Consider the following 22,542-nt stretch of genomic DNA (forward strand, 5'->3'; position numbering starts at 1 on the left):
AGAGGAAATCCAGGTCTTCAAACCGGTTGATTCACCAAAGGAAATTAACATTTCGAATTCTAAATCACGCTTACTCACGATTCCAGTAGAACTTACATTGAAAGTAAAAGATGTTCCGGGTCAGGAAGACTTCATCTTTAGATTTATGCCGCAACATTATCCTTTACTAGACGGCAATGGTGACAAATATGAGGTGGAAAAGGTAACGATACTTAAAAAAGATGGATGGGATGGTAAAAATCAATTAACAGCACCGGCGGATATAAGAGTTTTATTGACTTATGAGATCCCGGCAGATGCGGAACAGGTTGCATTGCTCGTAAATGGGCAGTTATTTATTGGTGAGCATGTGTATGTTATAAATTTAAATGTTGAGTAATGGAAGTTATAATTATAAGCATTTATGATGTCTAACAAATTAATGTCTACCAAAAAACGTGTTCGGAGCTAGAAATATCGCTTCGAACACGTTTTCTTGTCCTTTTTCTTATATGTACGCCATAAATATAACATCATAAAGATGAAAGCCAGCCCACCAATCAAATTGGTTACAAACAAGATGTACTGAGACGACAATAGGCGGAGACCAGCCTGGTATATAAGTGATAGCGAGATCGCTGCAAAAATGAAAATTCCAGAAGGATTAGCTAAAGTCGCAAATAATTTATTTTCCATAGTCACGCTCCATTTATGCTTATTTACTTTTTCGATTCCATTATCCTTTTCCGCTTTCCTTCTAAAAAAATCGGAAGGAGATTCAAGAAAATCGCCGCAATCGTCAAGAACCACAATGCGCGTGACATTCCGGGCACCACATCCTTTAAGGCAGCCCAGTCCTCTGCTTCGACCCACATATTGATTAGGCTATACTCGGCGCATAGCGTGAGAGCAGTCAAGGATAGCGCAATCGCCATAGGTAGTTTGTAATCCTTTTCCATCATAAAGACAGTCAAATTCAATAGCGTGGCCCCGATGGCAGCTAATCCAAAAATAACCCACATGCTTAAAACCTCCTAAATATTTCTATAAATCCATCATATCACACATTATTCTCCATCAAGATTTCTGAAAATTGTTTCTATTTACATAATAGTTATGCTAGAATCAATGGAAAGTGTCTTTGGATATAATTCCCTTTACAAAATGAAGGAATAACGAACATCCTTCCACACTTATGATTGAGATATCTCATCTAAAGGAGACAGAACTATGGCCTATATTGCAAGAAAATCTGCACATCTTATCATCGCATTCTTTGTCTTGATTGCGATCAGTGCGCTACCGACGATTGTCGTTCAAACAGATTTTAGTCTGACGAGTTACTGGAACGGCATCCAACAACAGCTGGACCAACTCCAAAAGCTTGATGAGATTACATACTACAACGTCACCGCTCAAACAGATTTACCTTTATTGCCTGCACTTGGGCCACTCGTCAAAGAGACGGTCATCATTTTTACGACGGCGCTTGCCGTGTCGACCATACTTGGTCTCCTGTATGCCTACTTCTATTATCGGAGCGGCAGGCGGGTTCGCACCGTCCTCAACCAAACGAGTCAGACGCTCGAGATGGTGCCTGATTTATTTTGGTTAATCTTTTCACAGTTTCTTGCTATTTCTATACATAAAGCAACAGGGTTTGACCAAATCGAAGTAGCTGGTGGGTTCGCAGAATACATACGATTTCTACCGATTGTTACGTTGACACTAACAACGTTATTCTTCTTTATCAAATGGCTGACCATCCATATCCATGAACAAGAGGCCATCCCTTACCTTGAGCTTGCTCAAGCGAAAGGGATTCGACCTGAAGGGGTGTTTTGGAAGCATTTGTTGCCAAACATCATCTATCGCTTCTACCTCTTTTTCCGTTCGAACATCATCACCATCTTATCGACACTTCTCATCGTTGAATATTTGTTCAACGTCCAGGGACTGTTTCGATTCGCCGTCTACAACCCGCAGATGGAGATCTTACTGGTCATCTTATTCGTCATCTATATCCCAATTTTTCTGTTGGATTTACTGATTGAATGGATTATTCCGAATGCATGGAAAGGAGGGATTTGATGCGACGCGTATTAATTCGTGACCCGATTTTTATCTTCTGCTTTGTCATTGTCACGGGTCTATTGTTGATGAGTGTTGGAAATACCGTGTTTCGTGATGGGAACGTTGACCAAACCCTTATGCTCTACTCAGATGAAGGGAGACTGATCGGAATACCACCACTAGAACCTTCGAAATATCAGTGGCTCGGGACAGACAATGCTGGATATGATTTATTTCAGATGTTCGTGGAAGGCTTTAAGTGGACTGTCGGGATTTGTGCGATTGTCGCGCTTGGGCGCATGGCCATCGGCTTATTGGTAGGGATACCGCTTGCTTTTAGAGGAGCGCGATTGAATCACTTTTTTAAAACGTTGCTCGATGGATTCTTGATTTTGCCGATATCTTTACTCGCATTGATGATGCTCGCCTCGACGATGATTTTTTGGGATTCGACACAAGTGCCTCCACTATGGAATCGGGTGAAGATTGAGCTAATCGTTTTAGTCGTTCTCGGATTACCTGCCGTCACGTTATATCTCATCACGGAGATTCGTCAATTGTTACAACAAGAGTTTATGATTGTTGCCCAGACACTTGGTGGCAGCGTCTGGCATCGCGTGAAACTTCATCTCTTGCCCCATCTGATTCCGACGCTTGTCATCGTATTTATGCAACAATTCGTACAGACACTCATGTTGCTCATTCATCTTTCATTGTTTGGAATCTTTTTTGGAGGGACTGTTCTTTTGCATGAAGGAGTCATGCCTACGATTTATGAATGGTCTTCGATGTTTGGATACTATTTCGGACAATTCACAGCGATGACATGGATGACAAATCATCTATTCCTGATCCCTGCGATTGCGCTCGCAGCGCTGATTTTTATCTTTAATTTATTGACCAGTCGACTCGAACGGGCGTTCCGGCTACGTCGTCAAGAACCGATGGTGACCGAAATAAACATTGCACAGTCAGAAGCGGCAGCCGCGTCGCTCGACAATCCGTTTTCTCTTGTCAATGCGAGTGTATCATTAAAGAATAAACCGGATGATATCGTATGATGTCATCCGGTTTTTCTATGACAAATCGACTGAACCCTCGTGATTGCGGGAACGTATATAACAGTATGAGATGACTAGTCAAAAAAGGAGTGAATCAACGTGAAAGCTGCGATTTGTACGAGGTATGGGGGACCAGAAGTGTTCGTTATTCAAGACGTAGACCGACCGAAACCTAAAAGCAATGAGCTACTGATTCAAGTACATGCATCGGCCGTTCACTCAGGAGATCGACGACTTCGCGCACTGGACGTTCCTGCACTCGGAAAACTACCGATGCGGATCGTTATGGGGTTTAATGCGCCAAGACAACCGATTCTTGGTGTCGTGCTGGCAGGTGTAGTGGTAGAGGTCGGTAGTGGTGTAAAGAGCTTTCAAGTAGGGGAGAACGTCTATGCGCTCACCGGGATGAAGTTTGGTGGATATGCGGAGTTTGCTTGCGTGAACGAATCGAAATGTGTGGTTCAGATGCCCGAACATGCCAGCTTTATCGAGGCGGCGGCACTTCCATTCGGAGGGACGACCTCGTTACATTTTTTACGGAAAGCAAACATCGAACGGGCGAAGAATGTTTTGATTTATGGTGGCTCGGGTGCAGTCGGCTCCACTGCCGTACAGATTGCGAAACATTTCGGCGTACATGTCACAGCAGTTTGCCATGAGCGGAACATCGAGCTCGTGAAGCGACTTGGGGCAGATGTGGTCGTCGATTATTCGAAAGAAGGATACGGCCGCGAATTGGGTACGTATGATGTGGTTTTTGATGCGTCTGGAAAAATTGATAAGCGATTGGCTCGAAACCATGTTGCGGAGAACGGGTCATTCCGTTCTGTTGCGGGACAGGGGCCAGCGAGTGAACGAAAAGAGGATTTGATGTTCTTGAACGAACTGTTTGAAGCAGGAGAGCTGCAACCCGTTATTGATTCAGTTTATCCACTGGATGAGATTGTCGAGGCACACCGATACGTCGATCAAGGAAAGAAGATTGGGAATGTGATTGTGACAGTCAAATAGGAATAAGTCAGATGATCGATGGTATTATGAAGAAGGATTGAATTCGTGCTTTATGGTGAGGTGCATACGATCATCTCACATACATATGAATACTAGACGTAGTCAATGGAGCGGGGGACTAATGATGAATGTATTAATTGGACAACCAAAGATGGAACGAAATCTCGAGCAACTAAAGCTAGAGGTTGAGGCGAACCCGACAGTAGACTTGATTCTCTATCCAGAGGGATATTGTACATATACAGAATTAGATATGGTTCGTCAGTTAGCTAAAGCATTCAAGACGGCAATTGTTTTAGGTTATCGGGATGACACGAATAAAGATCGGGTTCTCATTATAAATAAGAAAGGTGAAACGCTGTTAACGCGACCGAAAACACCTGAAAGTGTGCACCTGTTCATGCCATCAAGTGTCAAGGACGGAGCGGAGGAATACGGATATTTACTTTGCAGGGAGATTTTTATGGGGGTAGAGGGATTACAGAATCACGGGCATCTATCAATCATATTCAATCCAATCGGGGTCGGGATGTTTAGTGAAGAACAATTCATGGAGTGGTCCGAAGAAGCGAGAAAGATTGCGATGGAACGTAAAGCGATGATTATCGGAACGAGTCACGCGGATGGGTCGTATCGAAATTGTGGTGTATCGATACCAATCGCGTATTGTTATGATGAAAAGGGTGAAGAAGTGTTTCTATCGAAAAATGATACGAGGACGAGAGTGTTAGATACTGTTTCAAAAGGTACAATGATTGTCTGACCTATTATAATATTATTAGCATTTTGTTATTTCACATACCGGATTTTTAACTTGAAAATAGAAAGAGAGAATGTATGAGATACCCATTCAAACGAAAACACAACAAAAATTGTACTTGCTCAAAATGTGGCAGGAGTACAGAAAGTGAAGTTGGTTTTGGATCAAGGATGCCAACAGTTCTAAATGGAATGACAACACGTGAGATGAAAAAACGTGTCGTATTGACAGATGATGTATGTGTCCTCGATGAAGCCCACTTCTTCATTTACGGATGCCTTGAGATTCCGGTCATTGGGGAAGAGAATCCATTCATCTGGAACGTCTGGGTATCACTCAGTCCGGATAACTTTTTCAAAGTCATCGATTCATGGGATGAACCCGCTCGTGTTGACCTCGACCCGATGTTCGGCTGGCTATCGACAGACCTTCCCATCTATCCGGATACCATCAATTTAAAAACGAATGTCCATATGCGTGAAGTCGGACTACGCCCGTTGATCGAACTCGAACCGACGAATCATCCTCTTGCCATCGAACAGCGCAATGGCATCACGAGGTCGAGGGTAGATGACATTTTCCGACTCGTTGAACGTGATGAATAAAGGAGGATAACTGGGTGAGTCAGTTGAAGTCAACTTTGATTTTCGATTTGTATTCAGGAAATCAAGCGCTCACTTCCATTCAGCAGACCATGTTGGAGCGAATAGAGGTACTTATTCACAACAAACGATTCAATGAACTTGAACACTTCATGCGCGACTCTCCGGACATCGAGCAGCTGTTGATCGACCATGTAATGCTTGATCCGATCGATTCATATCGGTGGGATTTGCTTATCGCTTACGAACGGATGGATCGGATTGAAGATTATGATCGAGTGAATGCGTTTTGCCGAACAGCCTTTTCATATCATCCAGAAAAACCATTCTATTTTGCTTTAGCGTTATATGATACAGGTTGGAATGATTTTGAATTGGACGAGGAAGTCATTGAAGTGGCTAATCGTTTGATTGAAGAAGCATCAGCTGAGGTTTCTGCATTGATTTGTCTAAGCATGTCAAAATCGCTAAGACATATGGAGCGAGAGTATCTGGACAAGGCCATTGAGAGATGTCCGCGGGCAGTTCAGCCCTACTTTTCTTTAGGAGAATATTTCATGCGACACAATCCGAGGTTGGCCAAATCTTATATAGAGAAGGGACTTGTTCAACTGGCTTTGACTTTCGACGATTCAAGTGAAAAATGTGTGACTCAAGTGATTGGTTTCAACCCACATACTTGGAATAGGGACGTTCGTAACGAGCTGTTAGGGATGGATATGAGTTGGCGAGAATACAAAAAGTACAAGCGAATGATCAAGTAAAGGAATCAAGAATAGTGATGAGGAAAGCGAGGAGGGATTTCATGAGAATCACAGAAACTACACTGTACACGAACCGGCTTGACGAAATGAAACGTTTTTATACGGAAAAACTTGGATTATCAGTCATTGAAGAAGACTCGACGAGTTTTCGAATCAATCTAGGTGAAGATACGCTGGTGTTTCAAGAGGCAGCGACCGTTCAAGAGCGACAGTATCATTTCGCCATCAACATTCCGGCGAACCGGTTCAAAGAAGCGAAAGACTGGATCAAATCACGTGTCTCACTTTTACGTGAAGATGGGGAGGATGAGATTTACTTCGAAGGGATTGATGCCTCGTCACTTTATTTTTACGATGCGGACGAGAATGTCGTCGAATTGATTGCTCGACACTCGATTAACCGGGAAAGTGATGCAGAGGTATTTTCTACTGATGATTTTCTTGGAATCGGCGAGATGAGCTTGACTGCAGTAGACCCGCTACATGTCGCACAGGAACTTGCGAATATCGAGATTCACCGCCGAGACGGCAAACCGATTGATGAGCATCACCTCAATTTTTTAGGCGCACCGAACAGCGATACATACATATTGTTGGTGCCTCCAGGTCGTGTGTGGCTGTTTTCACCAAAGCTGTCGATTCCGAGTCCTATTCATATGACCATCAATCGACAATATGTCATTGAAATCGATGAGAATCACAAATTGCAAATTCGTTCTATCAAAAAATGAGTCCATTGTGAACTCATTTTTTTTCGTCTTCATTTAAGTATATCCGAATCTCATCCAAACTCATAAATGAATTCTCTAAGGTTACTTCAAATGATTTATCTAAACAATCAATAGTAAGTGGTTCGCCATCTAGACGAGAGTATCCTTGTAACAGTGGTTTGATGCGTTCATGAACGATTTGTGCATTATCGAGTGAGGTTTGAGGAAAAAGGATGGCAAATGTATCGGAGGCAACCCGATATTTTTTATCAGTCCGTCGTGTCGCTTCATGTAATTCGTCACTGAAATAATCTAAAAACCATTCATATTCGGATCGTCCATAACGTTTTTCGAAATCGTTGAGGAGCGGTAATGTGACGAATGTGACGACGAACGTTCCACTATTTCGAATCAATCGATCCCGCTCTGCTTCAAGGTCCATGAAGAATCGATTACGATTATCAAACCCGGTCTCAGGATCGACGGCAATTAATTGACTGACTCTCGCTTCTGCGACACTCAATGCAAATTGTGAGCGAAATAAACCGACTTGAAGCAAGTAAGCTAGAATCGTCAACATCGCAAACAACAGAAGAATCAGTAGTTGAATATTTAAGGGAATTGTAGTTCCAGACATCATGATGAAAAAGTAAGCGCCGAACCCTAACGAGATCAGGACTCCAGATGCTCGGTGTATGAGTAGCGTTGAAAGATAGAGGACAGGGATACAAATCATCCACCAGACCGGTAGATTGTTCATCATCAGAACAGAAGACAATAGAGTACTTACGATCAATGAGCCAACGATGAGCGCAATCAGTTGAAGTGACATGGCAGACCAATGTCGCATCTCATCTCCCCCTTCCTAAAAGAAATAAATTGCAATAGTAACACTATTATCCATTTTCCGAAATAGTGATCATTCAAACTGATTCGTACACTTGATTCATTATAAGTGATTCTTTAATTGAATAACGGGATATTTTTGAAAATACGCCAATGTTTCAGAACACTTCTTTACCGAAAGAGAGTTCATTGATTGGTGTATAATGGAAATGAGGTGATGACATGAATCAAAAACATATTTTAATTGTCGGTGGTACCGGAATGTTAGCTGAAGTCACATCTTGTTTAGCAAGCGAACATCTTGTCACTGTCATCGGGCGAGACCCGAAAAGAATGGCAAAAGTCGTTCGACGAAACCCTGAAACGTGTCATTCACTACTACTTGATTATCGTAGCGAACAGGATTTATCAAAAGGGCTACAAGAATCGATCAAGCGGTACGGACCATTCAAACAAATCATTGCATGGGTACACCGGGACTCCGGGAAGGCGATGCAAATCATCTTGAATCATTCCTCACATGCAGATGTTCTACATATTTTAGGGAGTCAGGCGAACTCCGAACAGGAGAAACGGGCTTTATACATAAACGAACAACAAACGTACCGACAAGTCCAACTTGGCGCGATCTATGAGCATGAAACTTGGCGTTGGCTGACACACGAAGAGATTGTGAAGTGTATACTAACCGCTTTGCACCAACAATTTGATTATCAGTGTATTGGTATAAATAAGGAGGAATCGGATGCTCACGAAAGAAAGAATGAGTGAATTGATGAAGAAACATCATGTCTCTCAAATAGATATGGTATTTGTTAATGAGAGTGAAGAAATGTCTGTATATCGAATGGGAGATGCTTCTCCTGAGGGCAGAATGTTTGCCGCCTGTTCCATCAGTAAACTTGTAACGTCTATTCTTATTCTTAAGCTAGTTGAAAACCGGAAGCTGAGCCTAGACTCTCCAATCAACGACTATTTCGCCTCTTTTTCGTTGAATGATCAAAATGGTATGCGTTCCCAGGTCACAGTCCGTCAACTCATCCAACATCAAGGGGGTCTGGTCGATTTACCGAATCAGTTTGGAACAACGGTTCAACGTACAAGCTTTCCGTCAATGAAAGAAATCCTATCGGGCACGACACCATATTATGAACTTCCTGTGTTTGTCCAGTCACAGGAAATAGGTAAGTTCCATTATTCAGATGCAGGTTACTGTTTACTTCAATATGCGATAGAGGAATGTATGTCATCTACATTCGAAAAGATTATGTCTGATTTCATCTTTACACCACTCAATATGAAAACGAGTTCGTATGACTTGGAGATAGTGGAGAAGTTTGGCGTTAATGGGATTGAGCCAGATGAATCAATCGTTTCTGCATATACTTGTTTTTACCCGTATCCCGCAGCGAGCGGTCTATGGACGACGACTTCGGATCTAGCGACGCTCGTCAACGCGATTACGACAAAAGGGTTCTTGAATACTGAGTCAAGAAGGATCCTGTTCACAACCTCTTCTATGAATGCTGAAGTAGGACATGGTCTATTTCTAAATCCGAATGAACCGAGTAAAGGATTCTCGTTCGGTTGGGGTATTGGGTTTCAAAGCATACTCGTAATGGAGAAAAACTCTCCAATATGTTTGATCTGTTTGTCAAATCGGAATGAAGGAATTCATCAGTTTGAAGGGATGATTGGACAGGTGCTACGTGCATACACATAACATAACGTGAGGAGGTATAAACGTTGGCTAGACACTATTCAACTGGAGATGTCGCGAAAAAATTGAACGTGTCGGTGCGTACGCTGCGATACTATGACCAAATCAACTTGGTTACCCCATCGTATACAAACGATGTACAGAAACGATTTTATAGCGACCACGAAATGTTTCGACTTCAAAAAATCATGCTCCTAAAATCAATGGCCGTTCCGCTTGAAGAAATTCGGAGAATCCTAGATGAGGAATCGTTGACAGCCATTTTGTCGGCACATCTCTTCTCTTTAAAAGGAAAGATAGAAGAATTGCAACAGGCGCAGAATCATACGATGACACTCCTTCAATCCATGAAGCTCGAAAATGAAAAAATCGATTGGACGAAACTACAACATATTCAAGCGAAATCAAATGACCGGAAAAAATGGACGGACTATTTTTCGGAAGAAGAGTCTGACTCATTGAAAGCAACTTTACCTAAATTAGAAGACGGTGAGCATGATACGAAAAAGTGGATCAACTTGATTCGGAGAACCGAAATTCTAATCGAACGTGGGGTCTCCCCTTCCTCAAAAGAAGCCCAAATTCTTAAAGAAGATTTGACGTGGTTAACAGACGAGACATTTGGAGAAAATCAGCAATTGATTGAATCATTTTGGAAGATTCGAAAATCAACTGATGCATCGAATGAATTAGGACTGTATCCAATCAATGCATCGATTCTTGCCTATATTGATTCACTATATCAAGAGATAGCAGACTGATTCATTCATGCCAATGCAGTCAATAGAACGGCCAGCCCATTAAAGGTACCATGGATGACCATGCTGGAATAAATGGAGTTTGTTCGTTCATAAACCCAGGCGAACACAAGCCCAGATACAAAATTGACGAGTAATGTGTTTGTTGTCGGTAAATGAGCGAGAGTAAAAATTCCAGCACTTACGATCATCCCAATCCAAACCCCAAATCGTTGCTCAAAGAAGCGGTATAAAAACCCGCGATAAAAGATTTCTTCATAGATTGGTGAAACGATAGCCGCCGATCCGAACGCAATCAGTATGGAGATAAGCGACAAGTCACTTTGTAAACTCTCTGTTTTTATGTTCGATGTACCGATGCCGAAATAGGTTTGGATTACAACAATGATGAGACTAATTACAATTAATACCACCGTCCATAGAAGGATTATCTTCGAGTCTTTACATGAAATACGACGAAGCCCTAACGTTTCGAGGGATATGGCCCGTGGTCGTATTGCGACGAAATAGAGGACAGTCATAAACACTACGGCTAACGCCAAGCCAATACTTGTTCCTGAATAGAGGGTGTTTCCCCATGATTGCTCTAAAAAGTTGTATAAGTGTTTTTCGATGAGTAGGGGCGTCACTCCGAATAGAAGAATCATTGTGATTGCGAACTGATTCCATGTCCAAATGGGAGTTGTTTTCTTTTGCATTAGACTGAACATCGTGTTTCCTCCTCATGTCGTTGTAGCCCCATCATATCGGGTGACGTAACGTCACCTGCAAGCAGAAAAATAAAAAAGGAGTAATAAGACTATGAAACAGTGGATTGGATCAGCTGCTTTATGCATCAACGACGAAAAGAAAGTTCTGTTCGTAAAGAATCGTGACGTACAAAAATGGAGTTTGCCATCAGGTGGTTTAGAAGAAGGAGAAACTCCTGAACAGTGTTGCCTGCGTGAAGTGTTCGAAGAAACGGGCTATCGCATTTCTATTAATCAAAGATTACATATCAAACGAGCCATCATCTCAAGTTACCAAGTCGAAACGCACTATTTTTTGGCAACGTGTGACGAGCGGATGGCGACCGCAACTATCGACTCGGACATTGATGAAGTCAATTGGTGGTCGATTCATGAAATAGAGCGATTGGAACTTGCATTTCCAGAGGATCTTGAGCTGATTAAACAGTGGAGTGTATGATGAAAAATCATTGAAGCGATTCACCGAATCGAACAAGCCGGTCGCATAAAAACGACCGGCTCATGACTTAAGAAACTTCTTCGATTTGATTGTGATTGAAATACGCCCGTTTCGAACGGTCGCGCATGACATGTATGGTGTAACAACCAACAAGGAAGAAGATAATCGAGAATGCGAGATAGACTGGACGAATCCCAACCATTTCGGCAAGAAGTCCAATCCCAAATGTGAGTAGGATGACGAGTAGCGACTCTGCCACATTGATAGCGCCAGAGAACCTACCCATGATTTCGACCGGGACATGGTGTTGATAGAATGATAAGAATCCTGTATTTGCAAAGGCAAGCGCGAATGTCAGGACAAAAAATCCAACCGAGGCCATCATGAATGACGATGAACTTGCGAAAAGAAGATAGCCGACTGGTGTCATGATCGCCCCGAATCCAATACAAAACGATAAGGACAAGCGGTGACTCCATCTTGAATTGATGAGTGATCCAAAGATAATCCCAATCCCAGCGATACTGACGAGAAAGCCATATCGGCTTTCAGACAAGTGAAGGACTTGGGTCGCGAATGACGCCTCCAAGGAATCGAGTCCAGACATGAAGATGGTCATGACACAGAACAATCCATAAATGAGCGTCACGTATTTGGCATTTGATGCAAATCGTACGACCATTTTCCAATCCTCGATAATGATTCTTACAGAGAATGGTTCAATCGACGCTTCTGTTCGATGATGAGACGGAAGGCGCGACAGCATACCGACCGAGACGATGAGTGCGAACGCGTTCACGAAAATTGCAGTTGTTGGACTCCCAACTAGGAAGAGTAGTCCGGCAATTGTTGGACCTAAAATAAATCCGGATGACTGCACAAAGTTCTTCATTGCATTGAACTTTTGTCGATTCGAGGCAGGTACGAGTTGCGTCATGTAGACCAGACTCGATGATTCGAATAACGAGCTCATCACATTGAGAAGAAAGACGATCCCGTAGATGAGCCACAGTGAATCAATCCAGCCTAAGCTGAATACGAGAAACGCACGCAGACCATCCAGTAACATCATCAGTCGTCTCGTATCGACCCGGTCAATCAGACTACCTGACCAAAGATTCGAGACGAGCGAGGCGAGCGGGACTAATACATAGAGAATCGAGACGGCGAAAGGGGATCCAGTCATCTCTAAGATAATCAAGTTGAGCGCAATGAAGTATACCCAGGCACCAAGGCTTGAGATTCCGACACTAACGAGCAGTAGCGCAGAGGTTTTTCGAAACGAATTCAAGTCAATCACTCCTTCTATTTTTGATCACTTACGGAACGCAAAAAAATCCCACCCCCAAGAACGAATTCTTGGGGACGAGATTCTCATCGTGGTGCCACCCCTGTTCGTCCGCACGTCACCGCACGAACCTTATTCGGTACTGCCGAACGAGTCGGACTATACCTCAACTCTATAACGGGAGTGCCCGTCGCCATATCCCTCGGGATGAGTTCCATGGCGCTGCTCAGAGGCTTGTTTCGACCAACGTTCTTTACTCCTTTTCACCAGACGGAGCTCTCTACGAAAGATTCATTGATGTACTGTTCTCTTCATCGCGTTTAACAGATCATTTTCGTAAGGATAGCATATTGTGAAAAATATTGGAAACGTTTCTGGTAAAAAGATGTATATCTTCTTCAAGGTACTAAACTATGGTTGTCATCTAGGAAGCTCGGTCCATTTCTGAAGGTTGACACTTATCCAGTTCTTTCAAGATTGAACGATAGAAGAAGATTGCCAATATACCAAAGCAAATATAAGTGATGGCCATCCAACCAGGTGACACGACATCATAAGTCGAGACGCTGATTGCGCCGATGAGAAGCGCACCTCGGTAGCGGAAACCGTTCGCGGCCAAGTATTGACTGCGGAGGTGATCTTCGATGAGTCGAGCTAGCATGGCTTGGTGGATGGGGACATATAGCAGTTCTCCAAACGTGAAACAAGCCGTTGCGAGCACTAACATTGAAAGATCATGTGAAACCGGTAAGATGGCGAATCCAAGACTGAACAGTGTGACACCCGTGTAAAGTAACGCATGTTCAGAGATAGATTTGGTCCAACGCATCAACACAAGACCGAGCAGTAACACGAGAATCGTATTCTCCGCTCGAAGCAGTCCGAGAATCTTCGTCCCATCTAGTGAGAAATGAAAGAACGGGACAGCGTGTAACGTTTCAGCAAAGTGAATCGCGAGATAATGCGTAAGCTGCAACTCTAATGACAACGTCAAAATCCCTGCGACGAGGTATTTCAAAAAGAGATGGTTCCTCATGACCGTCTGGTATCCTTTGCATACACCAGTGGGCTTCTGTTCTTTTAGTGGTAACGGTTTATAGTGGTCTTCAAGTCTAAAGAAAATGATCCAAATACAACCGAATGAGATGATAGCCGCCGCCACCAATAGTAAGAAGAGATGCTGTTCGAAGAAAAAACCTCCGAGCAAACTACGCCGCCACCAATAGTAAGAAGAGATGCTGTTCGAAGAAAAAACCTCCGAGCAAACTACCGATGACGATGGACCCGTTCATCAGCCAGTAACTAAGTGTATATAAATATTTCCGCTGTTCCGGTCGGCTATCATCAATCAAGATGGCCTCGTTTGCAGGTGTGATGGCACTACTCAGAAGGTTACTGAAAAAGAAAAAGATAAATAATAAAACGGCATTGTGGATTATATGAGAACCTACGATTGCCATGCCGATATAACAGACGAATCGTAGCATTTCTCCGATGAAGAGCACGCGTTTTCTTCCATATCGATCGGACAGAAGACCACCTTAGAGGCTTGCGATGAATGAGGCAATCATCGTCAGGATGATGAGCGGTCCAGTATCCGTCGCACCGAATTGGCGAACGAAATAAATCGTTATAAAGGGAAATATGGCGGTTTGAGTCAGTTTTTGAAAGAAGTTTAAGGCAAGTCGTATTTTTAAATTGGGATGAAGCGATTGAAACATGCGAATCACCATCTTTTCGTAAGGTCAGCGAAGTGGCCACTTGACTGTTATGAACAGTATGCGTGATTTGAAGTGATTCATCGTGCACTATATTGCTCGATTTTTGCGCAATAATCTGGAGGGGTATATGGAACAATTACTGACACTGCCTGACGTTGCCATACGTTATGTCTCCTCTAATGGGGATTGGACGACAGAGAGAGAAGAGAGCGTAGAAGACATCGTCTGGGTTCTCGTATTGGAGGGAAAGATTGGGATTGAGGTGGATGCGTTCGAATATCGACTTCAAGATAGCGAATCGATTGTAGTTCAACCGAATCAGTCCTATCGATTATTCGCTGATTCAACTGAAACGACTTATGTTAGTTTTCGGTTTATTGCGAGTCGATTGAACGGGTTTGAAAACAGGGTCAATCCAATGTTTCCTTCCATAGCGGTCATGTCGATAAGAAAACTGTTAGGGGAATGGTCAAGTCGAGGATTTTTAGAGATTGATCTTACAGATGATGTGATGACGTTCATTCAGAGTCACCTCATCCACACTTCTTTAGAGGATGAAGATATGCTTGCACCAGTTTTGCGTGTCATTCATGATTCTTATCATACAGAGCTTCGCATTGAGGAATTGAGTCGAATCGTTCATCAAAGTAAATATCAGTTCATACGGAGCTTTCGAGAGCGAATCGGTCAGACGCCGTATCAATACATCACGAGACAACGCCTGATTCATGCGAAGTCGCTCCTTCGCTATTCGGATCTTACGTTACTCGCAATCAGCCAAGAAGTCGGATTCAATAGTTCGGCTCAACTGAACAAGCATTTCACGGAATGGGTAGGCTGCACCCCGGCTCGATTCCGTGAGAATAAGGGGCATCAGCTCAAACGTGATTAGAGAGCTTCAATCGATCTTGGATTTGGTGGGGGAGGGCGTTGAACGGTCCCTCGCAGCGTTGTACCGCATCCACATGATAAAACGTGCTCGTCTCCTCCATATTCATCATTTGATCACCCAAATCGTAAAGGAAAACGGGTTTGTTCGTCCCGAGTGCAATCCCGAGTTCGACGTGTGCGCCTTTGCCTCCAGGCAACAGGATGACAACGAAGTCCGCTGTTTGAATTCCAGAAACCTCTTCTTCGCCAATCGAGCGTAACGCATCAATTGAAGCGGCGCGTTCGTTTTGTGTCCAGTCATACGTATGCGTGTGACCGAGCGCAATTAGCTGATCACGGATGAACCGTACTTCTTCGATATTCGCAAAACTTGAACCGACATAAAATCTCATAGGAAACCCTCCAATTCGTTATAAGTGATTCATCTGCTAAAGCGCTACGACATAAAACATGGTGATCAACAGACAACAGAGTACAAGGAAAAAAATCACGCTAATCAGGACGAATTTTATCAAAGAAAGTGGAACGTATGATTGAATCAAGCGCGTGATCGATATAGACGAGAGGACGAGTAAAATGATTGTGCCAACTAACCAAATGTAGTCATACGTGATGTTTGGCATCTGCCAAAAGTAGACGATTGTTATGACGATTAGACTGAAAGCCATCACCAAATCTTTATGCTTTCGTGTCATCTGAAACCTCACGCTGATGTTCCAACTTCGACCTTACGTGTTCGGCATCTTCCGCATCAAATGTGCTGTACCACCTCACATGATCGAGGTCGATGATACGATAATGTCCGCTGATGATATTTTGCTGAAGAATGAAGTGGGGACCTGACTCGATTGCGTGCCAGAAAACACGTCCTCCGAGCGTCTTGACGAACTCGACCGGGTCATCACCGATTAAATGGATGAGGATCTCACTCTCATTGAACAAGGCGCATAGCGTGACTACGGTCGACCAACTCGCTTCATTCCGTTCCTTCTCGATTTGAATGAGTGTTTTTTTGGATATACCAAGTAAACTCGCCATCTCATCTTGTGAATGCTGGGATTCAATACGAATCAATTTCATTTTTCGAGAGACCTGTCCAATAAATTCAGATTTTTGCATATGATTTTTTCCCTCCTATTCGTAGAACTCAAAGTGATGCCGAGCTAATGAAGATCAGGATCCAAGAGATGCCAAGAAACACGGTGAATAAGAGCAGGCAGACGACGATATAGCAGGAAATGTATTGCCAATATGTGAATCGTTTGGATTGATAAAAATGGTATGTAAAACTGAACGTCGCGATGCCGATGACTAAGAAAGCGACGATATCCCAGATGATGCCGACTTTTAAAAACGATGGAGTAAAATACGATGCAACAAGTGCAAGTACAACCGTCACCACTCCAGTAGAAATGGCAGCAGATGGTGTTGAAGTGTTTTCCAACATAATCACCTCCTAATATATTACAAGTGTAATTTTACACTAAAAGTAGACAAAGTCAATTTTCAATTCGTAAAAAAGCCCTTCTCAAGGAAGGACTCTATCAATCGTCATGCTTGTTCGTTAAATATGTCGTCAGTGGGTAAACACCGATACTTTGTAAGATCAGGGAGAGTAGAATGACGGCGAACGCGAGGGATATCATTTCGCTCGACCCGGCAATTTTCTCTGCCTCTAGCCAGAGCACGAGGGCAATCGACATCGTTCCTTTGATTCCCGACCACGTGAGTAAGGAAGTCGCCGTTAAATCGTCTTTAAATTCCTTACGCCAGACGGGGACCGAATAGACGAGGCCGCCGACGACGATGAACCGGGTCACGATTGAAAGTAAGAATAAAAGAACGGCGAACGTCCAGAGAGATACAGACAAATAGCTGGTCGCTTCGATTCCAATCAATAAGAACAAGAGAGCGAGCAACATCGGTATGACGATGTCCCAGAAACCATCCAAGTGACGCTGGACCGATTCGTAATCCTCTTTAGTTCCGAGTTCGTGAGACAACATCATACCCGCTGTCACCGTTGCGAGGACACCAGACACTTCTAGTGCATCGGCGAGGTAGAAGGCACCATATGCAGTCACAATCGTCAACATGACGAGCTCGTGCTTTTTAAAGCTGACAATCATCAATTTCTTAAGTAAAAATCCAGAAATGAAACCGATGCCGATTCCTCCGGCAGACACAATCAAAAATTCGGTCAAAAAATTGAAGGTGGAGAAACGCTCTCCCGTTGCGGACATACTGAGAAAAATGGTGAAGATGACCACACTCGTTCCATCGTTCACCATCGATTCACCTTCGACAACATCCGCAATCCGCTTCTCACCTTTACTCCGCTTTAAAATCGCGGTCACGGAAACGGGGTCGGTCGGAATCAAGATGGACGCTAATAAGAAGGAAGCAGTCAGGCTGAGCGGGGTGAAGAACTCACTGATCCAAAATGTGCCATATCCCATCAAGATGGCGGTCAAGACAAGGCCCACCGTACTCAATATCGTGATGATCCCGATATTGTCCTTCAAATCTTTGTATTTGAACTGATAGGCAGATGTAAAGAGAAGTGCAGGCAGGAACACCTCGAAAATCATATCTTTTGAGATGAACACCGAATCAAAAAAGGCGATATACGAGAGACCAATCCCGATCAAGACCAAGATGACCGGAACAGGGAAGTAATTGCGTTTGGAATCAATCAAATAAATGAAATAGCCAATGAGTAGTAATGTGATCACCTGTTGCGCAATCATAACGACGCCCTCCTCTACATTCAACATGCTATACACTATCTTCCCATTCAAGGTCTAATCAAACGAGAAATGTGGAATATAGGGGATAGTACATTCATTTCATATAGGGAGGAATCGATATGGGAAACCCGATTGGCGATTTGTCGTGGACGTTTTATTCAGAGTGTGAGGTGCCGAGTGATATCACCGAGACATTCATCGATGGGGAGCGGGCCGTCGCTGCCTACAAGACGGTACGTGACGTCGCCGTATTCACGAACAAACGCCTGATTGTCCGTGACGCGCAAGGACTCACGGGGAAGAAGATTGAAGTCTACTCACTTCCGTACGACTCGATCAATATGTATTCGACGGAGAACGCGGGACGCATGTTCGACTTGAACTCAGAAGTCCAACTGTTCACGCGCGCCGGAACAATCAAAATCAATCTGAATAAAAAAGTGGATGTGCGTAAGTTCGACCGTCTGCTCGCGGAAGCAATTTTGTAATACAGTGGACCGAAAAATCTTTCGGTCCTTTTATTTGGATTTTTCTGACAATCCATAATCTTGCATGATACGATAGGACATAATGTGTGACGGAGGTTACGATGCGATTTACAACCCGATTATTGATGATCATGTTAAGTAGTTTGATGTTGGTGACTGGATCCATCTATCTGGTCCGACTGTTTTGGGAATGGTTTCGGGACCCTACGGAGGGAGGGATTGTGCTCCTTTTTTCTGGAGAGGATGGTGAGAGCAGCGGTTTTTATGAAGGGAAGTCACGCAAGATGAGAGAGGACGATGAATTACAGTTCTTGAATATCGACTTTCTAGATTACACGTTCGGAGCAGATGGGACGGTGACGGAGTCAGGGAGTTCATACTGGTTATGGTTCTTTATTGGGGGTTTGATTGTTCTCCTGATTTTGATGCTCAGCATGATCCGGAAAAGAAAGCGTGTCCTCTCGACCATTGATTTCTCGAGTGACGCCGTAAAAAGAAGAGGGAGAAAGACTAAAGCAAAAGAGTTTGTAGAATCCAAAGAGATTCAATGGACCGATAGCGCGATTCGGAATGCGCTCATCCAGTTCAACTTGGATTTACCGGTTTCATTAAAGCATCAATCGAATGAGACCGTTTTGGACTGGTTCAAACGAATCGGTGTTGAAGAGGTTGACCTCTCTCCTTATTGGAAATCGAGATATGTGGATGAAGGAGTGACTGATGTAGAATCTAGACAGTTTCGAGAGGCGTTACAGTTCATGCGATTGGAAGAGGATAAGGGGTGATTGTGTATGAACGATGAAATAGAGGTGGTTGATTTCGATCTGCAGAAGTCAATGGGCTCCGCTCGTTTGGTAAAGTCCAATCATCGATTCTATATTAATTGGGATGAGCTGGTCATAAACCTTAAACGGCATGAATATGTCTCGGGTATTCGAATCATTGACGAGAATCACTTGTTCATTTGGGCGTTTACGTTAGAAGGAGAACCTACCAATGCGTGGGTGCTGGATACGCATGGACAGATCAATCACTCCTTTCATGCAGGAAACGCGATTGCAGCAGTTGTAATGAACGATACTGGAATCTGGATTGGATATGGGGACGAGGGCATCTTTGGAGATGGGATCTCTACCGAAGCACTCGTCTGTTTCTCAAAGGAGGGAACCGTACGTTTTCGCTATAATCAAGAAGTGAGAAAGGCTCCAGTTCTTCATGATTGTGACGTGATGTACGCGTATAAGAAGGGGGTGTGGGTCATCTCTTCAATCGACAGTCGTCTCGTCCATGTCCATATGAACGGACGGATTGACTCCTATCCGATGCCCCGTCATCTCCTTGACTGTTCGTCATTGATGATTGAAGACGGTGTTGCCTATGTCGAGAAAGACGAGCAGGTGTATCGCTGGCCATTCGAGGATAGAAAGTAGATTAAATGGGCAATCAATTGAATTCTTTATCGTATTGAGAGTCAGTGGATTTAGTCACAAAATTAAAGGTCAAAAAAGCTAGGGGTATTATTTCACATACCGAATTTATATTAAATATGTGTTTAAGTCATGAACAAAAAATAATCCGCTCTCACTCAAGAATTGCTTTAGCAGATGGATATGTCCTAAACCATAAAGTACAAAGATGCGATCATTTGATTCCCTTAGTGACATCAATTCCTTAAAAATCATTAAGTTACGAAAATACCAGTAGTGTGATACCCACCTAGTACCAGACACTTTAAGAGATGCAATCTCTAAATAGGCGCGATGCATAGATAATGTAATTGTAGGGTGATTGATTTCTTTATAATAGTCAGAAATCGTACGACTCTTAAATATTTTTTCGATATGATTCATGACATCTTGTTGGGATGATAATATTTCCTCCATTTCTCGCTTCTCATCTTGAATAATGGTTTCTAAACTGAATCCCTCATCCTCATTCCAATCGATTGGATATACGAAATCCAGATGAGATTGTTGTGCAAGTCGGAATGCAATTTGTTCGCGTTCATTAGCGGTTGCTAATTTCGGCTGCTGAATGATACGTTGTAATTGCTCATTTATGTATTCTTTCTTTGAAGTATTCATTTCTACACATACTTTAGTAGGTTCAAATTTTGCTAATTGATTCACGAATTGTTTAATTTCTAACTGACGTTTTTCGCTTAACACATCTGGCATGTCCGGCATAAATAAATCACCATTGTTTGGCATGTTTAGATGCGTTGTGCCAACGAGCAATATATCTGTTTTATTCATAGCAATTCTCCTAATCAATTTGATGTATAGTGTTAACTACGCTTATACTTCTTCTAGGTTTCATATTTTGTTACTTGATTTCAAAAGAACCAAGTCAATATTTCTCATGGACCTTCGAGTTCATCCTAGTTAACAAACTTGTTAAAAATCTACATAGAAATGAGGAATTCACATGATCCGTTTCGGCATCATAGGTACAAACTTCATCACAGACTGGTTTATTGAAACAATCAATCAGTTGGATGATGTAGAAGTGACAGCACTTTACTCGCGCACGGAATCACGTGTTAAAGAATACGCAGAAAATCACTCCATTGTACATACGTTCACGTCACTTGAAGAGATGGCTCAGAGTGATGTCATCGATGCCATCTATATTGCGAGCCCGAACTCACTTCACGCCGAACAGAGCATCTTGTTCATGCAGCATGGTAAACACGTCCTGTGTGAAAAACCGCTCGCCTCGAACGTCGAGGAAGTCACTCGTATGATTGAAGTCGCAAAGGAGAACCACGTCGTCTTACTTGAGGCACTACGTAATCTGTTCATGCCGAACCTTGAACTGATTCAACAAGCGATGGAACAAATCGCTCCGGTTCGCCGGGCCGTCTTCAATAAATCACAGTATTCTTCACGGTACGACCTGTACAAAAAAGGGGAGAACCCCAACACGTTCAATCCTGATTTTTCGAACGGCTCGTTGATGGACCTTGGTGTCTATCTCCTCGGACCTGCTTTGAAACTGTTCGGTCAGCCGAATGAGATCCAGGCGAGCGGCGTAAAGTTGGAATCTGGAGTGGACGGGAGTGGTACGGTCCTTCTCTCTTATGACGACCTTGATGTAGTTGTCATGCACTCAAAAATCCATGGGACATCGACGCCTTCTGAGATCATTGGGGAAAAGGGACGCATCATCATCGACGATATTGCGACGTGCGATGATGTCCGTCTGGAGTTACGGAATGGCACGTCAGAAATCATATCAGAAGCGCAGAATGCTCCGATGTCATATGAGGTCGAAGCGTTCGTCCGTGCAATCGAAGCTAGGAAATCAGAGACGGATGCGCATTCAGGAACTGATATGATTCGTCTTGCTGATGTGATGACAACGGTACGAAAACAAGTTGGTGTGGTTTATCCAGCAGACAAATAAGTACACAAATAAAACGGTCCTCGATGTCATGTGCACATCAAGGACCGTTCTCATTATTCTTTGTTCAAATAGAGATATCTCAGAAAGAGTCCCAAGACAATCGTCATGACGACAGCAGGGATGAGACCGATGAGCAGTAATGTATTCATACCGTTTCCTTCCTGATTGCTTCGAGACGTTCACGCATCTCATCAAAAGAATGGCTGTCCGTCAACATGCTGAGCTCTGCAACGGCAAGTTCTTTCACTTGAGTCGACCACTCTCGTTCAATCTCGATTTCAGAATTCCTGATCTCCTCGTTTGCCCGCTCGACCTGTTTCTTATGAATGCTCTCGAGACGAGTGCGAATCATGTCACGGAGGAGTGCCGTCAATTCATCCTTCAGTTGCGTCCGACCATCCCCTTCGAAAAATTGACTCGCGTTCTTATAGCGCTTCAACACCGACTGATAAGGTGGTGTCTCGAGATGAATCGGTTCGACAGCCTCTCGAAGCCATGCCACGTCGAGTTCACGGTCGAATTCA

Annotated in this window: 29 protein-coding genes, 1 pseudogene and 1 other annotated feature; of the genes and pseudogenes, 17 read left to right on the forward strand and 13 right to left on the reverse strand. The window is 43.4% G+C overall.

Annotation, left to right across the window (positions count from 1 at the left end):
- The coding region (locus ON063_RS10810) for a hypothetical protein (RefSeq protein WP_274665138.1) at positions 1-379 on the forward strand (379 nt) is incomplete at its 5' end.
- A 319-nt stretch (positions 380-698) separates the two neighbouring features.
- On the opposite strand, the gene ON063_RS10815 is transcribed toward ON063_RS10810, so the two are convergent.
- Complete coding sequence (locus ON063_RS10815) at positions 699-1,001, reverse strand: hypothetical protein (protein WP_274665139.1); 303 nt, start codon at positions 999-1,001, stop codon at positions 699-701.
- A gap of 208 nt (positions 1,002-1,209) precedes the next feature.
- Between ON063_RS10815 and ON063_RS10820 the strand changes: the two genes are divergently transcribed.
- From ON063_RS10820 to ON063_RS10850, 7 genes are all read left to right on the forward strand, one after another.
- On the forward strand, positions 1,210-2,070 hold the full coding sequence (locus tag ON063_RS10820; protein ID WP_274665140.1) for an ABC transporter permease subunit: 861 nt from the start codon (positions 1,210-1,212) through the stop codon (positions 2,068-2,070).
- Positions 2,070-3,113 (forward strand): ABC transporter permease, encoded by a 1,044-nt coding sequence (locus tag ON063_RS10825; protein ID WP_274665141.1) that lies wholly within the window; start codon positions 2,070-2,072, stop codon positions 3,111-3,113. The genes ON063_RS10820 and ON063_RS10825 overlap by 1 nt, the downstream gene beginning before the upstream one ends.
- A gap of 99 nt (positions 3,114-3,212) precedes the next feature.
- Positions 3,213-4,124, forward strand: a complete 912-nt coding sequence (locus tag ON063_RS10830) for an NAD(P)-dependent alcohol dehydrogenase (protein WP_274665142.1) — start codon at positions 3,213-3,215, stop codon at positions 4,122-4,124.
- Positions 4,125-4,248: 124 nt separating this feature from the next.
- Positions 4,249-4,887 carry a hypothetical protein gene (locus ON063_RS10835; protein ID WP_274665143.1) on the forward strand — a complete coding sequence of 213 codons (639 nt, stop codon included), beginning with the start codon at positions 4,249-4,251 and terminating at the stop codon, positions 4,885-4,887.
- A gap of 74 nt (positions 4,888-4,961) precedes the next feature.
- Positions 4,962-5,489, forward strand: coding sequence for a DUF2199 domain-containing protein (locus tag ON063_RS10840; protein WP_274665144.1), 528 nt, complete (start codon positions 4,962-4,964; stop codon positions 5,487-5,489).
- Between the two features lie 14 nt (positions 5,490-5,503).
- Entirely contained in the window at positions 5,504-6,250 is a 747-nt protein-coding gene (locus ON063_RS10845) for a hypothetical protein (protein WP_274665145.1), read from the forward strand.
- Between the two features lie 41 nt (positions 6,251-6,291).
- Positions 6,292-6,981 carry a VOC family protein gene (locus ON063_RS10850; RefSeq protein ID WP_274665146.1) on the forward strand — a complete coding sequence of 230 codons (690 nt, stop codon included), beginning with the start codon at positions 6,292-6,294 and terminating at the stop codon, positions 6,979-6,981.
- A gap of 13 nt (positions 6,982-6,994) precedes the next feature.
- On the opposite strand, the gene ON063_RS10855 is transcribed toward ON063_RS10850, so the two are convergent.
- Positions 6,995-7,810: a GGDEF domain-containing protein gene (locus ON063_RS10855; protein ID WP_274665147.1), complete on the reverse strand. Its 816-nt coding sequence runs from the start codon at positions 7,808-7,810 to the stop codon at positions 6,995-6,997.
- A gap of 218 nt (positions 7,811-8,028) precedes the next feature.
- Between ON063_RS10855 and ON063_RS10860 the strand changes: the two genes are divergently transcribed.
- From ON063_RS10860 to ON063_RS10870, 3 genes are read left to right on the forward strand one after another with little or no spacing between them, the layout of a single operon-like run.
- Positions 8,029-8,577: a hypothetical protein gene (locus ON063_RS10860; protein WP_274665148.1), complete on the forward strand. Its 549-nt coding sequence runs from the start codon at positions 8,029-8,031 to the stop codon at positions 8,575-8,577.
- Positions 8,552-9,529 (forward strand): serine hydrolase domain-containing protein, encoded by a 978-nt coding sequence (locus tag ON063_RS10865; RefSeq protein WP_274665149.1) that lies wholly within the window; start codon positions 8,552-8,554, stop codon positions 9,527-9,529. The genes ON063_RS10860 and ON063_RS10865 overlap by 26 nt, the downstream gene beginning before the upstream one ends.
- Positions 9,530-9,552: 23 nt before the next feature.
- Positions 9,553-10,287, forward strand: a complete 735-nt coding sequence (locus ON063_RS10870; protein WP_274665150.1) for a MerR family transcriptional regulator — start codon at positions 9,553-9,555, stop codon at positions 10,285-10,287.
- Between the two features lie 5 nt (positions 10,288-10,292).
- On the opposite strand, the gene ON063_RS10875 is transcribed toward ON063_RS10870, so the two are convergent.
- A complete protein-coding gene (locus ON063_RS10875; protein WP_274665151.1) occupies positions 10,293-10,994 on the reverse strand; it encodes a CPBP family intramembrane glutamic endopeptidase in 702 nt (233 codons plus the stop codon).
- A gap of 91 nt (positions 10,995-11,085) precedes the next feature.
- Between ON063_RS10875 and ON063_RS10880 the strand changes: the two genes are divergently transcribed.
- Positions 11,086-11,472 carry an NUDIX domain-containing protein gene (locus ON063_RS10880; RefSeq protein ID WP_274665152.1) on the forward strand — a complete coding sequence of 129 codons (387 nt, stop codon included), beginning with the start codon at positions 11,086-11,088 and terminating at the stop codon, positions 11,470-11,472.
- Positions 11,473-11,539: 67 nt separating this feature from the next.
- Here the strand turns inward: ON063_RS10880 and ON063_RS10885 are convergent, their stop codons facing one another.
- The 4 genes from ON063_RS10885 to ON063_RS10900 all read right to left on the reverse strand — a co-directional run bounded on the left by ON063_RS10885 (position 11,540) and on the right by ON063_RS10900 (position 14,481).
- A complete protein-coding gene (locus ON063_RS10885; RefSeq protein WP_274665153.1) occupies positions 11,540-12,763 on the reverse strand; it encodes an MFS transporter in 1,224 nt (407 codons plus the stop codon).
- Positions 12,764-12,830: 67 nt separating this feature from the next.
- Positions 12,831-13,084: a binding site (T-box leader), on the reverse strand.
- A gap of 100 nt (positions 13,085-13,184) precedes the next feature.
- Positions 13,185-13,967 carry a hypothetical protein gene (locus ON063_RS10890; RefSeq protein WP_274665154.1) on the reverse strand — a complete coding sequence of 261 codons (783 nt, stop codon included), beginning with the start codon at positions 13,965-13,967 and terminating at the stop codon, positions 13,185-13,187.
- Position 13,968: 1 nt separating this feature from the next.
- A complete protein-coding gene (locus ON063_RS10895) occupies positions 13,969-14,292 on the reverse strand; it encodes an MFS transporter (protein WP_274665165.1) in 324 nt (107 codons plus the stop codon).
- Between the two features lie 9 nt (positions 14,293-14,301).
- Entirely contained in the window at positions 14,302-14,481 is a 180-nt protein-coding gene (locus ON063_RS10900; RefSeq protein ID WP_274665155.1) for a hypothetical protein, read from the reverse strand.
- A 127-nt stretch (positions 14,482-14,608) separates the two neighbouring features.
- Between ON063_RS10900 and ON063_RS10905 the strand changes: the two genes are divergently transcribed.
- Positions 14,609-15,373, forward strand: coding sequence for an AraC family transcriptional regulator (locus ON063_RS10905; protein WP_274665156.1), 765 nt, complete (start codon positions 14,609-14,611; stop codon positions 15,371-15,373).
- Here ON063_RS10905 and ON063_RS10910 read toward each other — a convergent pair.
- From ON063_RS10910 to ON063_RS10925, 4 genes are all read right to left on the reverse strand, one after another.
- The gene (locus tag ON063_RS10910; protein WP_274665157.1) at positions 15,360-15,764 is read right to left on the reverse strand and encodes a nucleoside 2-deoxyribosyltransferase; all 405 of its coding nucleotides are present in this window, start codon (positions 15,762-15,764) and stop codon (positions 15,360-15,362) included. The two genes, ON063_RS10905 and ON063_RS10910, sit on opposite strands and share 14 nt — an antisense overlap.
- Positions 15,765-16,050: 286 nt before the next feature.
- Complete coding sequence (locus ON063_RS10915; protein WP_274665158.1) at positions 16,051-16,491, reverse strand: helix-turn-helix transcriptional regulator; 441 nt, start codon at positions 16,489-16,491, stop codon at positions 16,051-16,053.
- A gap of 28 nt (positions 16,492-16,519) precedes the next feature.
- Positions 16,520-16,816 carry a hypothetical protein gene (locus ON063_RS10920; RefSeq protein ID WP_274665159.1) on the reverse strand — a complete coding sequence of 99 codons (297 nt, stop codon included), beginning with the start codon at positions 16,814-16,816 and terminating at the stop codon, positions 16,520-16,522.
- 100 nt (positions 16,817-16,916) lie between these two features.
- Positions 16,917-18,122 (reverse strand): cation:proton antiporter, encoded by a 1,206-nt coding sequence (locus ON063_RS10925; RefSeq protein ID WP_274665160.1) that lies wholly within the window; start codon positions 18,120-18,122, stop codon positions 16,917-16,919.
- 119 nt (positions 18,123-18,241) lie between these two features.
- Between ON063_RS10925 and ON063_RS10930 the strand changes: the two genes are divergently transcribed.
- The 3 genes from ON063_RS10930 (at position 18,242) to ON063_RS10940 (ending at position 20,040) form a co-directional block, all read left to right on the forward strand.
- The gene (locus ON063_RS10930) at positions 18,242-18,610 is read left to right on the forward strand and encodes a PH domain-containing protein (RefSeq protein WP_214692319.1); all 369 of its coding nucleotides are present in this window, start codon (positions 18,242-18,244) and stop codon (positions 18,608-18,610) included.
- A 101-nt stretch (positions 18,611-18,711) separates the two neighbouring features.
- Positions 18,712-19,395: a hypothetical protein gene (locus tag ON063_RS10935; RefSeq protein WP_274665161.1), complete on the forward strand. Its 684-nt coding sequence runs from the start codon at positions 18,712-18,714 to the stop codon at positions 19,393-19,395.
- 6 nt (positions 19,396-19,401) lie between these two features.
- Entirely contained in the window at positions 19,402-20,040 is a 639-nt protein-coding gene (locus ON063_RS10940; RefSeq protein WP_274665162.1) for a hypothetical protein, read from the forward strand.
- Between the two features lie 105 nt (positions 20,041-20,145).
- On the opposite strand, the gene ON063_RS10945 is transcribed toward ON063_RS10940, so the two are convergent.
- Positions 20,146-20,865: a DUF5694 domain-containing protein gene (locus tag ON063_RS10945; RefSeq protein ID WP_274665163.1), complete on the reverse strand. Its 720-nt coding sequence runs from the start codon at positions 20,863-20,865 to the stop codon at positions 20,146-20,148.
- A gap of 172 nt (positions 20,866-21,037) precedes the next feature.
- Here ON063_RS10945 and ON063_RS10950 point away from each other — a divergent pair, with 172 nt between their 5' ends.
- The gene (locus ON063_RS10950) at positions 21,038-22,018 is read left to right on the forward strand and encodes a Gfo/Idh/MocA family protein (RefSeq protein ID WP_274665164.1); all 981 of its coding nucleotides are present in this window, start codon (positions 21,038-21,040) and stop codon (positions 22,016-22,018) included.
- Positions 22,019-22,163: 145 nt separating this feature from the next.
- Here the strand turns inward: ON063_RS10950 and ON063_RS10955 are convergent.
- Positions 22,164-22,542 (reverse strand): annotated as a pseudogene (locus ON063_RS10955) (dynamin family protein); the annotation flags it as partial.

The sequence above is a fragment of the Exiguobacterium sp. B2(2022) genome (assembly GCF_028823655.1).
In the GTDB taxonomy this organism is placed as follows: Bacteria; Bacillota; Bacilli; order Exiguobacteriales; family Exiguobacteriaceae; genus Exiguobacterium; species Exiguobacterium aestuarii_A.

Coding starts and splice junctions, on each gene's coding strand:
- ON063_RS10935 (WP_274665161.1), top strand. CDS start 18,712: ATGCGATTTACAACCCGATTATTGATGATCATGTTAAGTAGTTTGATG.
- ON063_RS10815 (WP_274665139.1), bottom strand. CDS start 1,001: ATGTGGGTTATTTTTGGATTAGCTGCCATCGGGGCCACGCTATTGAAT.
- ON063_RS10820 (WP_274665140.1), top strand. CDS start 1,210: ATGGCCTATATTGCAAGAAAATCTGCACATCTTATCATCGCATTCTTT.
- ON063_RS10930 (WP_214692319.1), top strand. CDS start 18,242: ATGGGAAACCCGATTGGCGATTTGTCGTGGACGTTTTATTCAGAGTGT.
- ON063_RS10945 (WP_274665163.1), bottom strand. CDS start 20,865: ATGAATAAAACAGATATATTGCTCGTTGGCACAACGCATCTAAACATG.
- ON063_RS10825 (WP_274665141.1), top strand. CDS start 2,070: ATGCGACGCGTATTAATTCGTGACCCGATTTTTATCTTCTGCTTTGTC.
- ON063_RS10880 (WP_274665152.1), top strand. CDS start 11,086: ATGAAACAGTGGATTGGATCAGCTGCTTTATGCATCAACGACGAAAAG.
- ON063_RS10855 (WP_274665147.1), bottom strand. CDS start 7,810: ATGCGACATTGGTCTGCCATGTCACTTCAACTGATTGCGCTCATCGTT.
- ON063_RS10840 (WP_274665144.1), top strand. CDS start 4,962: ATGAGATACCCATTCAAACGAAAACACAACAAAAATTGTACTTGCTCA.
- ON063_RS10900 (WP_274665155.1), bottom strand. CDS start 14,481: ATGTTTCAATCGCTTCATCCCAATTTAAAAATACGACTTGCCTTAAAC.
- ON063_RS10875 (WP_274665151.1), bottom strand. CDS start 10,994: ATGTTCAGTCTAATGCAAAAGAAAACAACTCCCATTTGGACATGGAAT.
- ON063_RS10910 (WP_274665157.1), bottom strand. CDS start 15,764: ATGAGATTTTATGTCGGTTCAAGTTTTGCGAATATCGAAGAAGTACGG.
- ON063_RS10835 (WP_274665143.1), top strand. CDS start 4,249: ATGAATGTATTAATTGGACAACCAAAGATGGAACGAAATCTCGAGCAA.
- ON063_RS10865 (WP_274665149.1), top strand. CDS start 8,552: ATGCTCACGAAAGAAAGAATGAGTGAATTGATGAAGAAACATCATGTC.
- ON063_RS10915 (WP_274665158.1), bottom strand. CDS start 16,491: ATGCAAAAATCTGAATTTATTGGACAGGTCTCTCGAAAAATGAAATTG.
- ON063_RS10905 (WP_274665156.1), top strand. CDS start 14,609: ATGGAACAATTACTGACACTGCCTGACGTTGCCATACGTTATGTCTCC.
- ON063_RS10940 (WP_274665162.1), top strand. CDS start 19,402: ATGAACGATGAAATAGAGGTGGTTGATTTCGATCTGCAGAAGTCAATG.
- ON063_RS10925 (WP_274665160.1), bottom strand. CDS start 18,122: ATGATTGCGCAACAGGTGATCACATTACTACTCATTGGCTATTTCATT.
- ON063_RS10860 (WP_274665148.1), top strand. CDS start 8,029: ATGAATCAAAAACATATTTTAATTGTCGGTGGTACCGGAATGTTAGCT.
- ON063_RS10950 (WP_274665164.1), top strand. CDS start 21,038: ATGATCCGTTTCGGCATCATAGGTACAAACTTCATCACAGACTGGTTT.
- ON063_RS10850 (WP_274665146.1), top strand. CDS start 6,292: ATGAGAATCACAGAAACTACACTGTACACGAACCGGCTTGACGAAATG.